Genomic DNA, 14,990 nt, shown 5'->3' on the forward strand with positions numbered 1-14,990 from the left:
ATATATAGGTTGTATTTTTATGAAATCCCTTTGCATATATTCTCAAGCTTCTGGACTTTTTTTAGATTTCTAACTTTGAAATCTGTTTTCTTTTCTATTTTTTGAAGAAATTTAATTGATCTTAAGGTTGATTTGTGAGATCCAAATTCTTCCCCATCGCCATAGGTGTCGATTGCGAGAGTATAAAATATATCGACTGCCTGCTCTGATATTTTTGCAATAAAGTTATCTATTGGTGTTGTGTTTATTTTCTGTAAGGTTATGTGTGTTGAGCTAAGGTCGGAGTGTTTTGAGATTATGTTGTGTGCGATAAATATTATCCAGAATGTCGCTGCGACAGCAAACAAACCGGCGCTTTCATCGTCATCAGACATGTCACTTAATTGTTCAATTCTTGCTTTGTCACATGCTAGGCCTAATTTCCAAGCAAGCAAAATTGTTTTTGCTTCAATATTTGGATAAAATATTTTTGAATAAGGCTGGTCGAAAAGTTCACCTTTGTTGTTGATTGCTTGAATTAAAAGGCTTGAATCTTGTGCTGCTAGGAACTGTGCTGCGCGGTCTAACTCTATAATTTCACCGCTTTTCTTTTTCCTGCTTCCAGATTGTTTTGGGGCATAGTCTATTTGAATTTCCTGGAAGGATTTTCTGAGCTTTTCTTGAGTCGAGTCTACTGCGCGAACAGTCCAGATTTTTATTGCGTTTTGAGAGTTGTTGAATCGTACGACGTCGTTTTTGACTGTTTCCTTCGCTGCAATTACACGGACTAAAACCTTGGCTTTATCGCCAGCCTTTGCTTGGGCCAAGCTGTTTGTTGTTTGGCATCCATTTACAATGCTAAAACGTTTTAAATGTAATTTGTTTTCAATCTCACCGTCCGGTATGGCACTGTCAGTTATTATGGATACTCCATTATTTAATGCCCAAAATAAGCCGGGGTTGTCTTTTGCTGTTTTTATTATTTGCTCGTTAATTCCGCCCTTTCTGCTTCCTAAGAATAGTCTTACGTTTCCAGCGAATAGCTTGTTTTGATATTCGTCATACAATCGTGTTAGCTCCGCGGCCGAAACGCTGCCTATCCATGCTCTGCCATACTTCCCTTCGTCCTGTATGTAGTTTCCAACAAAGGTTATAGTGTCACTTGCTATACCGGTTTCGGAGTCAATTAGGTTCTTATATTCGGTAAGTATTTTTTCTTGGTGTTGATAAAAAAAGTGATAGTTTTTCGCTGAGTATGATTTTTTTGTTGGTTGTATTGCTTTTTCTATTTTTTCGTTGAAAAGACCAAGGCTAATTAATCCAAATGCTATGTTGTAGCCTTCGTAGTCTTTTTTGATCGTGTCGATATGGTCTGCAAGGTCAGCTTTTCCATTTGCTCTTAATGTCGACGTATCTTCAAAAAAAGGTACTGCAGCAACTAGGCCATCCCATTTGTCCTTCGATGTTATTTTGCTGTGATTTTCACCGCAATGGCCTTGCAGGATATATATGGTGCGGCTTGCTTCGTCCGCGAAAATTAAGTCTAATCCATTGTCGTTGCCACCATCCATTGCTGCGGACTCGAGAGCTTCATCTTCATCTAGGTCGTGTAGATTTATTGCATACCATGCAGTAAATGCTTTGTGGTGACTGATTTTTGCTCTGCTAGCGAGCTCTTTAATGGAAGTTAGAGTTTCTTTAATCATTTATCAATCTCGTATTTTTTGAGTATGTTATTTGTTTTTAATTTGGCTGAGCGATATAAACAAAAAAGCCCCGCAGAAGCGGGGCTTTTGATCAAGCTCAACCCCAACATCCATGGCAGGTGTAGGGTCAATCTACGCTGATATCAGCAGGCCATCAATCCCAGCTCAACGCCCCACCAGTCTGATACTCAATAACCCGTGTCTCGAAGAAGTTCTTCTCCTTCTTCAGGTCCATGATTTCGCTCATCCATGGGAAGGGGTTGGAGGTGCCTGGGTACTCTTCCTTCAAACCGATCTGGGTCAGACGACGGTTGGCGATAAATTTGAGGTAGTCCTCCATCATCGCCGCGTTCATGCCCAGTACGCCGCGGGGCATGGTGTCGCGGGCGTATTCGATTTCCAGCTGGGTGCCTTCCAGGATCATCTGGGTCGCTTCGTCCTTCATCGCGGCATCCCACAGGTGTGGGTTTTCGATCTTGATCTGGTTGATCACGTCGATGCCGAAGTTCAGGTGCATGGATTCGTCGCGCAGGATGTACTGGAACTGCTCGGCGACGCCGGTCATCTTGTTGCGGCGGCCCATGGAGAGGATCTGGGTGAAGCCGCAATAGAAGAAGATGCCTTCCAGTACGCAGTAGTAGGCGATCAGGTTGCGCAGCAGTTCTTTGTCGGTCTCGACGGTGCCGGTGGTGAAGGTCGGGTCGGAGATCGAGCGGGTGTACTTGAGGCCCCAGGCGGCTTTCTTCGCGACCGATGGGATCTCGTGGTACATGTTGAAGATCGCGCCTTCGTCCATGCCCAGTGACTCGATGCAGTACTGGTAGGCGTGGGTGTGGATCGCTTCTTCGAAGGCCTGGCGCAGGATGTACTGGCGGCACTCGGGGTTGGTGATCAGGCGGTAGACGGCCAGCACCAGGTTGTTGGCAACCAGGCTGTCGGCGGTGGAGAAGAAGCCGAGGTTGCGCATGACGATGCGGCGCTCGTCGTCGGTCAGGCCGTCGGTGCCTTTCCACAACGCGATGTCGGCGTTCATGTTTACTTCCTGGGGCATCCAGTGGTTGGCGCAACCATCCAGATACTTCTGCCAGGCCCAGTCGTACTTGAAGGGTACGAGCTGGTTGAGGTCGGCGCGGCAGTTGATCATGCGCTTTTCGTCGACTGCGACGCGGGCGGAGGCACCTTCCAGCTCGGCCAGGCCTTCGGCGATGTCGAGTTGATCGAGGGCGGCTTTGGCGCGGGCCACGGCGGCGCTGTCGTCGGCGGCAATGGCGCGGGCTTCGACCGCAGCGGCACCGCCGACCTGGTCGAGTTTGTCGATGTTCATGTCCGCGACTTGTGCGGTGGTGTTGCTGGTAACGGCTGCGTCTGCGCCGTCTTCCTTGTCGAATTCATCCCAGCTCAGCATGGCTTGGCTCCTGCTTGCGGGCCGGTAAAATGACCGGCCTGTATGGATATACAGTTACTTCTGATTATGTTCCGTTGCGTAGTGCGCGCAAGGGTGAAACGGGTACCGCTGGTCGGGGGTGGGCGGCCCTGTCGGGCCTGTCCTCTACCTCCGTGCCGCGCTCCCTGGGGAGCGTGGCGGGTGTTTATGGGGGAGGGCGGTGTTGCCTGTTTCCCTCACCCCAGCCCTCTCCCGGAGGGAGAGGGGGTTGGATCGTGTTGCGTTCAGCACGGTTTGTAGGGGCTGGCTGGTTCAGCAAAAGCATCGCCAGCAAGCTGGCTCCTACATTTTCATATATGGCGGGATTTCTCCCCTCACCCTAGCCCTCTCCCCGAAGGGAGAGGGGACTGACTGTGTTTATGCAGCAAGTTCTGTAGGGCTGCTTGTTCAGCCAAAGCATCGCCAGCAAGCTGGCTCCTACATTTTCATATATGGCGGGATTTCTCCCCTCACCCTAACCCTCTCCCCGAGGGGGCGAGGGGACTGACCGTGTGTGGCTGTAGAGCTGTGGTTCTGCTTCAGCTTTGGCTTCGGCTTCTGCTCGACGTTCGAGCGTGTAGCTGAGCGAGTAGTCGCTAGGCACCTGCTGGAGTGGAGCCCCTGAGCGTACGACTGTACGTGATGGGGGCCGCTCCTGCAGGTAACGCCGCGAATGCCGCTCAGCTCCGCGCGTTGCCGAACACCTTACTGGCAGGCTTCGCAGTCTGGTTCGTCGATGGCACAGGCTTTTGGTACTGGAGCTGGGCCTGCGCTCATTTCCACTTCCGGGGCCTTGGCCGGTGCTGCGCTGAGGCCGTCGTTGCCACCGCTGGACACGGCGTTGAGCTTGCCGGTGTTGATGGTGGACTTCTCGGTGCTGGTCGCGGCCAGGGCACGGAGGTAGTAGGTGGTTTTCAGGCCACGGTACCAGGCCATGCGGTAGGTCACGTCGAGCTTCTTGCCGCTGGCACCGGCGATGTAGAGGTTCAGCGACTGCGCCTGGTCGATCCACTTCTGGCGGCGGCTGGCGGCGTCGACGATCCACTTGGTGTCGACTTCGAACGCGGTGGCGTAGAGGTCTTTGAGTTCCTGCGGGATGCGCTCGATCTGCTGCACGGAACCGTCGTAGTACTTGAGGTCGTTGATCATCACCGAGTCCCACAGGCCGCGGGCTTTGAGGTCGCGCACCAGGTAGGGGTTGATCACGGTGAATTCGCCCGAGAGGTTCGATTTCACATAGAGGTTCTGGTAGGTCGGTTCGATCGACTGCGACACGCCGGTGATGTTGGCGATGGTGGCGGTCGGTGCGATGGCCATGATGTTCGAGTTACGGATGCCTTTCTGCACACGGGCACGTACCGGGGCCCAGTCCAGGGTCTCGTTCAGGTCGACGTCGATGTACTTCTGGCCACGCTGCTCGATCAGGATCTGCTGCGAATCGAGCGGCAGGATGCCCTTGCTCCACAGCGAACCGTTGAAGGTCTCGTAGCTGCCGCGCTCGTCGGCCAGGTCACAGGAGGCCTGGATGGCGTAGTAGCTGACCGCTTCCATCGACTTGTCGGCGAATTCCACCGCGGCGTCGGAGCCGTAGGGGATGTGCTGCAGGTACAAAGCGTCCTGGAAGCCCATGATGCCGAGGCCGACCGGGCGGTGCTTGAAGTTGGAGTTCTTCGCCTGCGGCACCGAGTAGTAGTTGATGTCGATGACGTTATCGAGCATGCGCACGGCGACCTTGATGGTCTTCTGCAGCTTGGCGGTGTCCAGCTTGCCGTCGACGATATGGTTCGGCAGGTTCACGGAACCCAGGTTGCACACGGCGATTTCGTCGGCGTTGGTGTTCAGGGTGATCTCGGTGCACAGGTTCGAGCTGTGTACCACGCCCACGTGCTGCTGCGGGCTGCGCAGGTTGCATGGGTCCTTGAAGGTCAGCCATGGGTGGCCGGTTTCGAACAGCATGCTGAGCATCTTGCGCCACAGGTCTTTGGCCTGGATGGTTTTGAACAGCTTGATCTTGCCGCCGTACTGGGTCAGGGCTTCGTAGTACTCGTAGCGCTCTTCGAAGGCTTTGCCGGTCAGGTCGTGCAGGTCCGGCACTTCGCTCGGGCTGAACAGGGTCCACTGGCCATCGTCGAACACGCGCTTCATAAACAGGTCGGGAATCCAGTTCGCGGTGTTCATGTCGTGGGTGCGGCGACGGTCGTCACCGGTGTTCTTGCGCAGCTCGATGAACTCTTCGATGTCCATGTGCCAGGTTTCCAGGTAGGCGCAGACCGCGCCTTTGCGCTTGCCGCCCTGGTTAACTGCTACTGCGGTGTCGTTGACCACTTTGAGGAAGGGCACAACGCCTTGCGACTTGCCGTTGGTGCCCTTGATGTAGGCACCCAGAGCACGTACTGGCGTCCAGTCGTTACCCAGACCGCCAGCAAACTTGGACAGCATGGCGTTGTCGTGGATGGCGTTGTAGATGCCCGACAGGTCGTCCGGTACGGTGGTCAGGTAGCAGCTGGAGAGCTGCGGACGCAGGGTGCCGGCGTTGAACAGGGTCGGCGTCGAGGCCATGTAGTCGAAGCTGGAGAGCAGGTTGTAGAACTCGATGGCGCGCTCTTCACGCTGCTTTTCTTCGATGGCCAGGCCCATGGCCACGCGCATAAAGAAGATCTGCGGCAGTTCGAAGCGGGTGCCGTCCTTATGAATGAAGTAACGGTCGTAGAGGGTCTGCAGGCCCAGGTAGGTGAACTGCTGATCGCGCTCGTGGTTGATTGCCTGGCCGAGTTTTTCCAGGTCGAAGGTGGCCAGCACCGGGTTGAGCAGTTCGAACTCGATACCCTTGGCGATATAGGCCGGCAGGGCCTTGGCGTACAGCTCGCTCATCTCGTGGTGAGTGGCGCTGGTGGCGACACCGAGGAAGCCCAGGCCTTCGGCGCGGATGTTGTCCATCAGCAGGCGTGCGGTGACGTAGCTGTAGTTGGGCTCACGCTCAACCAGGGTGCGGGCGGTCATCACCAGGGCGGTGCTGACGTCGCTTTGCGCTACGCCGTCGTAGAGGTTCTTCAGGGTTTCTTTCTGGATCAGCGCGCCGTCGACTTCCGCCAGGCCTTCGCAGGCTTCGGTGACGATGGTGTTGAGGCGGCCCATGTCCAGCGGCGCAACGCTGCCGTCGAGGTGGGTGACGCGGATGCTTGGGTGCGGCTCGGCGATGTCGAGGCCGCCGCGCTTGCGCTCCTGGCTGCGCGATTCACGGTAGATCACGTAGTCGCGGGCGACTTTCTGCTCGCCGGAACGCATCAGGGCCAGTTCGACCTGGTCCTGGATTTCTTCGATATGGATGGTGCCGCCGGAGGGCATGCGGCGCTTGAAGGTGGCGGTGACCTGTTCGGTCAGGCGCTCGACGGTTTCATGGATACGCGACGAGGCGGCAGCGGTGCCACCCTCTACAGCGAGAAAGGCCTTGGTGATGGCAACGGTGATCTTGTCGTCGGTGTACGGCACGACGGTGCCGTTACGCTTGATCACACGCAGTTGGCCCGGCGCGGTGGCGTTCAGGCTCTGGTTGTCATCGGCGGCCTGCGGCGCTTGGGCCTGCGGGTTCTCGCGGGAGGTGTCGGTATGCATGAAAATCTCCATGTTCTGTATTTGTTAGTTGGACGCTTTACTGTCGATCACTGCGACGAACTGTCGTTCATTCCATTTCAACAACGCCATGCGCACAGCCAAAGGCCGGACGTACAGGACTTGCAAACTGGGCAGGGAAGGGACGACTAAAACGCCTTCCTGGCTAAAAAGACACTTGCTAGGGCGTTTTACCGCCCTGGCTACTACATCTAGTGGTGTCCTCGCGTGGGCGGGGGCTCCGGAATCCATATTCGGGCGCATCTGGCGCGGCCCTTGAGCGTGTCTGCCGGGGTAGGGCCGGCAGGCTGTAACAAACGTTTTAAACCACCGGCGATGGACTGGGATCAGGCCGTTTGCGTGTCATTCTTCTTGTGTCCGATGGCTAGGCTAAACCCAACATGTGGTGGGTATGGCGCGATGGGGATACAAGATAATGCGCTATCTGGGGTATTGCAAGGCAAGCGAGCAAGAACAACCTGTGGATAAGTTGTGGGTGAATTGTGGGTTAAAGATGGGTTTTCCTGCGCAGCCCCCGTCACTGCTGGGGTGCGCCGTTCGTCGCCCTTGGCGGGGCCTGTTAGGGTTTTTTCCAGAAGTGTTACGCGGTGCAGCTTGATACTACATCTAGTGTTTTCCGCCTAAATATGGCATGCGCTATGCAGTGCCCCGCGCGTTGATACAATGCCCACCGTTTCCGCGCTACCTGGGAGTTCGTTGTGGAGCAGCAGTCGTGGCACATCCTTATTGTTGAAGACGACCAGCGCCTGGCCGAGTTGACCCGTGAATACCTGCAGAGCAATGGCCTCAACGTGTCCATCGAGATGGACGGCGCGCTGGCCGCCGCGCGGATTCTGCAGGAGCAGCCGGATCTGGTGATTCTCGATCTGATGCTGCCGGGTGAAGACGGCCTGTCGATCTGCCGCAAGGTGCGTGGCCAGTACGAGGGGCCAATCCTGATGCTCACCGCCCGTACCGACGATATGGACCAGGTACTGGGCCTGGAGATGGGCGCGGATGATTACGTCTGCAAGCCGGTGCGCCCACGGGTGTTGCTGGCGCGTATCCGCGCGCTGTTGCGTCGCCGCGAAGGCAATGAGGTGGCGGCAGTGGCCGAGCGCCGGCGGCTGCAGTTCGGCCCCCTGGTGATCGATAGCGCCATGCGCGAAGCCTGGCTGGGTGAGCAGGCCATCGAGCTGACCAGCGCCGAATTCGACTTGCTCTGGCTGCTGACCGCCAACGCCGGGCGCATCCTTTCGCGCGAGGAAATTTTCAACGCCCTGCGCGGCATCGAATACGACGGCCAGGACCGCTCCATCGACGTGCGCATCTCGCGCATCCGCCCAAAGATCGGCGACGACCCCGTGCACCCGCGCCTGATCAAGACCGTGCGCAGCAAGGGCTATCTGTTTGTCGCCGAAGCGGCTGAAGCGCTGCTATGAATCCGCGGCCATGAACTCCATCTTCCTGCGCATCTACGGCGGCATGCTCACCGTGCTGGTGCTGGTGGCGCTGCTCGGCGTCGGCGCGCTGCAGCTGCTTAACGAGGTGCGCGCCGATCAATACCGCGAGCGCCTGGCCCAGGGCACCTTCCGTTTGATGGCAGACAACCTCGCGCCCATGGTGGATGTCGAGCGGCGCCGGGCGGTGGCGGTGTGGGGGCGGCTGCTCGGCATCCCCTTGCAGATTGAAGTCCTGGCCGAGGTGACGCTCGATGGCGGGGCGCGCAACCGCCTGAAGCGCGGCCAGGTTGTGGTGCAGCAAACTGGCCCGCATGCCGCCCGGGTCTACAGCCTACTGGACGACAAGCAGGGGCTGCTGCTGACCGGCGAGGTGCAACAGGTCAGCGAACAGCTGGCGCGGGCCACGGCGTTTCTGCTGATCGACGAGCTGGTGCGTTACCCCTGGGACGAGCAGCCGCAACGGCTGGCCGAACTGAAGCAGGCCAAGCAGTTCGGCTTCGACCTGCGCCTGGTGCGCCTCGATCAGGCCGACCTCGACCCCGACCAGCGTCGCCGGGTGGACGAGGGCGATACGGTGATGGCCCTGGGCCGCGGCGGCGACAGCATCCATGTGTTCTCCGGCATCGTCGATACCGACTGGGTGCTGGAGATCGGCCCGCTGTACCAGATGAACCCCTATCCGCCGCAGCTGCTGGTGCTGATCGGGGCCCTGGGCCTGAGCCTGATTGGGCTGATGGTCTATCTGCTGGTGCGGCCCCTGGAGCAGCGTTTGAGCGGCCTGGAAGCGGCGGCCACGCGGATCGCCAGTGGTCGTCTGGATGCCCGCGTGCCGACCCGTGGCACGGATTCGGTGGGGCGGCTGGCGGCGGCCTTCAATGCCATGGCCGAGCACCTGCAGCGCTCCCTGAGCATCCAGCGCGAGATGGTTCGCGCCGTGTCCCACGAGCTGCGCACCCCGGTGGCGCGCCTGCGCTTCGGCCTGGAGATGATCGGCGATGCCGAGAACGAAACGGCGCGGCGCAAATATATGGACGGCATGGACAGCGATATTCAGGACCTCGACAAGCTGGTCGACGAGATGCTGACCTACGCGCGCCTGGAGCAGGGCGCGCCGGCGCTGAACTTCCAGCAGGTCGATCTGGGCACGCTGATCGACCAGGTGATCGACGAGCTGGCCCCGTTGCGCCCTGGCGTACGGGTCGAGCGCGGCCCCTCACGCGATGCCCCGGACGGCAGCGGGGCCTGCGTCGAGGCCGAACTGCGCTACCTGCACCGCGCCCTGCAGAACCTGGTGAGCAACGCCATGCGCCATGCCGAGTCGCGGGTGCGGGTCAGTTACCAGGTCGGCCAGCAGCGTTGCCGCCTGGATATCGAGGACGACGGCCCCGGCGTGCCGGAAGATGCCTGGGAGCATATCTTCACCCCCTTCCTGCGCCTGGACGACAGCCGCACCCGCGCCTCCGGCGGCCATGGCCTGGGCCTGTCGATCGTGCGGCGAATCATCTACTGGCACGCCGGCCGCGCACAGATCAGCCGCAGCGCCAGCCTCGGCGGCGCCTGCTTCACCCTGATCTGGCCGCGTAAACAGGAGTAAGCGACGGCGTACCGGCTATCGCTATCGCGGACAAGTCCGCTCCTACCCGGTCCGGCGCAGTACCTGTAGGAGCGGGCCATGCCCGCGAAGCTTTTGCGGCCGAGCGCGCAATTCGTCTGGCCCTCGTAGGATGGGTGATAACCCATCAATTGCCCGATGGGTTATCACCTCGGTGGCCCACCCATCTACGTAAGTAAGACCGCGCAAGCCGGCGTGAGCTGCGGCGCTGCGGCCATCGCTATCGCGGACAAGTCCGCTCCTACCCGGTTCGGCGCTGTATCTGTAGGAGCGGCGGGGGTGCCTAGCCTTGTCCGCGAATCTTTTGCGGCCGGCGCGCAATTCGTCTAGGGGAGCGTTCTTATGGCCGCTACCGCTGTCCCGGATTGCATCCGGGCTACTAGGGCTTTGTAGGCCTTGCGGATGATCATGGGCTCTACGATCAATAACCCTGAGCTTTATGGGTTGTATTGATAATTATTATCATTAAGATGTGCGTCTGATGTGAGCCAAGGAGGCTAGCAATGGGCGCTTTTTGTTTTTGCTCTGCGACTTCGGCGGCCGCCGCCGCGGGATTACCCGGTACGTCGCGAGCGGCCCTGCAGGTCGAGCTGGAGCAGCTCTATAACCGCCATCGTGGTGCGCTCACCGATTTTGCCCAGGGCATGCTCGGTTGTCGTGCCCGCGCCGAAGACGTGGTTCAGGATGCCTTTCTCAAACTCTGGGAGGACGGCGACCCGCGGGCCATCCGCGATGCCTTGAGGTACCTGTTTCGTGTGGTGCGCAACCTGGCCATCGACCGTCTGCGCCGGCTCGGCCTGGAGGGGCGTTATCAGGTGGATGAGGAGCGGCTGCCGGATGTGCCGGCCGCCACTCCGTCGCCGGAGCGGGTGGTGCTCGGCGAGCTGCATTGGCAGCACCTGCAGCATGCTCTGGCCGAGCTGCCGGCGCGTACCCGTACCGCCTTCACCATGAGCCAGGTGGAGGGCTACAGCCAGCGTGAGGTGGCCAGCCACCTGTGCGCCTCACCGACCCAGGTGCATTTTCTGGTACGCGATGCCGTTGGCCATTGCCGTGCGCGCCTGGGCGATGTGGCGGCATGATCTTTTTCTTCTGCTCAGTCGGGCTGCGGCCCGCCGAGGATATCGACCGATGAAGCTGTTGCGTTTGCTGTTCCGTGAAAACCGTCTGCCGCTGCTCGGGGTGTTGCTGCTGAGCCTGTGCAGTGCGTTGTTGAGCGTTGGGGTGATCGCCTTCGTCAATCTGCGCCTGATCGCTGGCGGCGATGCCATGGGCAGCGCGCTGCTGCAGTTCGCCGGTTTGCTGATCCTGCTGCTGGCCTGCGCTTCGGCGGGGCAGATGGCGCTGCACACCCTGGGCCATCGCTTCGTCTATCGGCTGCGCCGCAACCTGGTCAAGCGGGTGCTGGACACCGATATCGAGCGCCTGGAGCAGATCGGCGGGGCGCGCATTCTGGCCAGCCTGTCGAGCGATATCCGCAATATCACCATCGCCTTCGTCTACCTGCCCGAGCTGGTCTACGGGCTGATCCTCAGCCTGGCAGCCTTCGCTTACCTGGCCTGGCTGTCGCCGTCGCTGTTCGGCGTCACCCTGGCCTGGATGGGCTTTACCCTGAGCGTCGGCTGGCTGTTCGTCGGACGGGTCAACCACCATATCCGCTTGCTGCGCGAAGCCGAAGACCGGCTGTATCAGGACTACCAGGCGGTGATCGACGGGCGCAAGGAGCTGGCGCTAAACCGCGACCGCGCGCGCTTGCTGTTCAGTGAAGAATTCGACAGCAATGCACGCACCTACCGCGACAACGTCACCCGCGCCGATATCTTCAATGGCCTGGCCGGCAACTGGGCCAACTGCATGGTGCTCGGCACCATCGGCCTGGTGTTCTTCTGCGCCAATGGCCTGGGCTGGGCGGCCGCACCGGTGGCGGCGACCTTCGCCCTGACCGTGCTGTTTCTGCGCGCACCGATGGTCGCCAGCGTGGCGGCAATCCCCAGCCTGCTGGCCGCACGGGTGGCGCTGGGCAAGCTGGAGGCGCTGGAATTGGCCGAGCAGCGCGAGGGTTTCGACTATGTCGAGCAGCCGGCCAACTGGCAGGCGCTGCAGCTTGATGGCGTCAGCTACCGCTACCCCGGCGAAGCGGGCGAGCTCGGCTTCGATGTCGGCCCCATCGACCTGACCCTCAAGCGCGGCGAACTGGTGTTTCTGGTGGGCGGCAACGGCAGCGGCAAATCGACCCTGGCGCGTCTGCTGACCGGTTTGCATCGCCCCGACGCCGGTGCCATTCGCCTGGATGGCCGCGCCCTGAATGAGGACGAGTGGCCGGCGTATCGGCAGTTGTTCGCCAGCGTGTTTACCGATTTCCATCTGTTCGCGCGGCTGCTCGGCCCGGCGGGCAGCGAAGTCAGCGATGGCCTGGTCAAGGGCTGGCTCGAGCGTCTGCATATGGCGCACAAGGCGCGCCTCGGTGCGGGGCGCTTGCTCGATACGCGCTTCTCCCAGGGCCAGCGCAAGCGCCTGGCGCTGCTGCTGGCGATGCTCGAAGGGCGCGACATTCTGGTGCTCGACGAATGGGCGGCGGACCAGGACCCGTTGTTCCGTCGGCTGTTCTACCGCGAGTTGCTGCCGCAGCTGAAGGCCGCCGGCAAAACGGTGCTGGCGATCACCCACGACGACCACTATTTCGACCAGGCCGACCGCCTGCTGAAGATGGATGGCGGCCAGTTGTTCGAACTGACCGGCGAGCAGCGCCAGCGCGCCAGTGCCGATGCCCTGCATGAAATCGGCGGGCCAGCACGACGAGTGGAGGTGCCGGGCATCTCGTAGGGTGCGCTGCGCGCACCAATACCGCTGCCTGGTGCGCACGGCGCACCCTACTTCATTTTGTTGGGCTGCGTGCCTCGGTGCCACCATGCCATGGCGATGAGCAGAAACGCCGTGGGGCGGTGCTCAGTCATGCCTGAAATCTGCGTGTAAATAAAAATTATTCGCAACTGAGTTCGTCTGTATCCATATCGCCGGCACAGCCCGGCTCGCACCGAGGACCCGCCATGAGCTTCGACAGCCCCGAGACCCGCTTTCTGGTCGTGATCAATGCCGAGCAGCAATACGCCATCTGGCCGGACTACAAGCCGGTGCCTGCCGGCTGGCAGGACGTCGGCGTGCACGGCGACCGGCAGACCTGCCTGGCGCATATCGCCGAGGTCTGGAGCGATATGCGCCCGCTGAGTCTGCGCCAGGCGACGCAAGCCTGATGCAGCGGTTCGGCCTGGCCCCTGCGCGGGCCGCCGAGCGCCTTTTCTAGCTGCATGGCGAGCAAGCCGAAGGGCTTAACCCGATCGAATTTCACGCCTGGTGCCTGTTGTGCGCCAAGGCCGCTTACGCGCACCCAGGGTGCCTAGAGGTGTTGTCCATGACCGCCGATTGCCTTTCTCAGCCTTCCGCCGACCTGGCCTGGGTGCCGTTGTCCTCGGCGCAGCAGCGCCTGTGGTTCTTCAGCCGCATGGAATCCGCCAGCAGCGCCTACAACCTGGGCGGCGTGCTCTGGCTCGATGGCGCGCTGGACCTCGCCGCGCTGCGTTACGGCCTGGATCAGCTGCTGGCCCGGCATGCCGCGTTGCGCCTGGTCTTCGCCGAGCAGGACGGCGTGGCGCAGCAGGCGGTGCTGCCGGTGTGCCCGATGCCGCTGGAGCAGGTCGATCTCGGCGAACTGGCCGCGGAGCTGCGCCAGGCCGCGGCCGAAGAGCAGGGGCGAGCCTTTGTCGAGCGGCATTTCGACCTCGGCCGTGGGCCGCAGATTCGCTGTGCGCTCTACCGCTTGCAGGCGGATCGCCATGCGTTGGTGCTGAGCATGCACCATATCGTCTCCGACGCCTGGTCGGTGCGGCTGCTGTTCGAGGACATGGCCGAGTTCTACCGGGCCCACCAGCAGCACCGCGCGCCCACGCTGAGCACGCTACCGCTGCAGTACTGCGACTATGCCGAGCAACAACGCCAGTGGCTGGCCAGCGGCGAGGGCCGGCAGCAACTGGATTACTGGCGCGCGCAGCTGGGCGAGGAACAGCCGGCCCTGGTATTGCCCGCCGACTTTACCCGCCCGGCGCAGGCCGACCGCCGCGCCGCCTATCGCCTGTTGGAGCTGGAGCCGCAGCTGGTCGGGCGTTTGCGCGGCCTGGCCAAAGCCTGCGGCGCGACCCTGTTCAGCGTGCTGCTGGCGGCGCTGCAGCTGCAGCTGGCGCGGCTGTCGGGCCAGCGCGAAGTGCGTATCGGCGTACCGGTGGCGGGCCGCGCCCATGGTCATGAGCGTCTTGTAGGCTTCTTCGTCAACACCCTGGTGCTGGCCGGGCAACCGTTGCCGGGGCTAAGCGTGCGCGACTGGATCGGCCGCACGCGGCAATGCCTGCGGCAAGGCTTGAATCACCAGCAGATGCCGTTCGAGCAACTGGTGGAGGCGCTGGCACCGGCGCGCAGCCTGGGCCAGCAGCCGTTGTTTCAGCTGGCATTCAACTACCGCCGGCAGATCCCGCTACTGGCCAACTGGCTGCCGAGCATCAAGGCGCGCCTGGATGAGTTTCCCGCCAGTCGTATTCCCTTCGACTTGGCCCTGGATGCGCAGCAGGGCGAAGGTGAGCAGGTGCAGATCAACTTCGCCTACGCCGCCGACCTGTTCGAGGCGGCCAGCATCGAGCGGCTGATCGCCGGCTTTAACCAGTTGCTCGGCGAGTTTGCCGCCCGGCCCGACAGCAGCCTGGCGCAGTTGCGTTTGCATAGCGCTGCCGAGCAGCAACGCCTGGCCGTGTGGAACCAGTGCAGGCAAGCCCATAACCCATCGCGCCTGCTGCCTGAGCTGATCGCCGAGCAGGCGGGTTTGCGCCCCGACGCCATTGCCCTGGTGCATGGCAGCGAGCGCCTGAGTTATGCCGAACTGGAGGCTCAGGCCAACCGTCTGGCCCATCTGCTGCGCGAGCGCGGCGTCGGCCCGGAAGCGCGGGTTGGCTTGTCGCTGGAGCGCGGCAATTCGATGATCGTCGGCCTGCTGGCGATCCTTAAAGCCGGTGGTGCCTTTGTGCCGCTGGACCCCGGCTATCCGCGCGAACGTCTGGCCTATATGGTCGAGGACTCGGGCCTGCAATGGTTGATTACCAGCAGCGATCTGGCGGGGCGTTTACCGGCCGTGGACACGCTTTGCCTGGATCGGCTCG

General features: G+C 60.7%; 9 protein-coding genes. 6 read left to right on the plus strand and 3 right to left on the minus strand.

Annotated elements, in window-relative coordinates:
- Positions 1-17: 17 nt before the first annotated feature.
- From VMP31_RS10965 to VMP31_RS10975, 3 genes are all read right to left on the minus strand, one after another.
- Entirely contained in the window at positions 18-1,685 is a 1,668-nt protein-coding gene (locus tag VMP31_RS10965; RefSeq protein ID WP_325506987.1) for an AIPR family protein, read from the minus strand.
- 154 nt (positions 1,686-1,839) lie between these two features.
- Positions 1,840-3,090 (minus strand): ribonucleotide-diphosphate reductase subunit beta, encoded by a 1,251-nt coding sequence (locus VMP31_RS10970; RefSeq protein ID WP_325506989.1) that lies wholly within the window; start codon positions 3,088-3,090, stop codon positions 1,840-1,842.
- 723 nt (positions 3,091-3,813) lie between these two features.
- The gene (locus VMP31_RS10975) at positions 3,814-6,720 is read right to left on the minus strand and encodes a ribonucleoside-diphosphate reductase subunit alpha (protein WP_325506991.1); all 2,907 of its coding nucleotides are present in this window, start codon (positions 6,718-6,720) and stop codon (positions 3,814-3,816) included.
- A 716-nt stretch (positions 6,721-7,436) separates the two neighbouring features.
- Between VMP31_RS10975 and VMP31_RS10980 the strand changes: the two genes are divergently transcribed.
- The 6 genes from VMP31_RS10980 to VMP31_RS11005 form a co-directional block, all read left to right on the plus strand.
- Entirely contained in the window at positions 7,437-8,159 is a 723-nt protein-coding gene (locus VMP31_RS10980; protein ID WP_325506993.1) for a response regulator, read from the plus strand.
- Positions 8,160-8,169: 10 nt separating this feature from the next.
- The gene (locus tag VMP31_RS10985; protein WP_325506994.1) at positions 8,170-9,774 is read left to right on the plus strand and encodes an ATP-binding protein; all 1,605 of its coding nucleotides are present in this window, start codon (positions 8,170-8,172) and stop codon (positions 9,772-9,774) included.
- Between the two features lie 521 nt (positions 9,775-10,295).
- Entirely contained in the window at positions 10,296-10,874 is a 579-nt protein-coding gene (locus tag VMP31_RS10990) for a sigma-70 family RNA polymerase sigma factor (RefSeq protein ID WP_325506996.1), read from the plus strand.
- Positions 10,875-10,923: 49 nt separating this feature from the next.
- On the plus strand, positions 10,924-12,615 hold the full coding sequence (locus VMP31_RS10995) for a multidrug ABC transporter permease/ATP-binding protein (RefSeq protein WP_325506998.1): 1,692 nt from the start codon (positions 10,924-10,926) through the stop codon (positions 12,613-12,615).
- Positions 12,616-12,839: 224 nt separating this feature from the next.
- A complete protein-coding gene (locus VMP31_RS11000; protein WP_325507000.1) occupies positions 12,840-13,043 on the plus strand; it encodes an MbtH family protein in 204 nt (67 codons plus the stop codon).
- 158 nt (positions 13,044-13,201) lie between these two features.
- Positions 13,202-14,990, plus strand: a 1,789-nt coding sequence (locus VMP31_RS11005; protein ID WP_325507002.1) for a condensation domain-containing protein, incomplete at its 3' end; no start/stop codon positions are given.

The sequence above is a fragment of the Pseudomonas sp. genome (assembly GCF_035512415.1).
In the GTDB taxonomy this organism is placed as follows: Bacteria; Pseudomonadota; Gammaproteobacteria; order Pseudomonadales; family Pseudomonadaceae; genus Aquipseudomonas.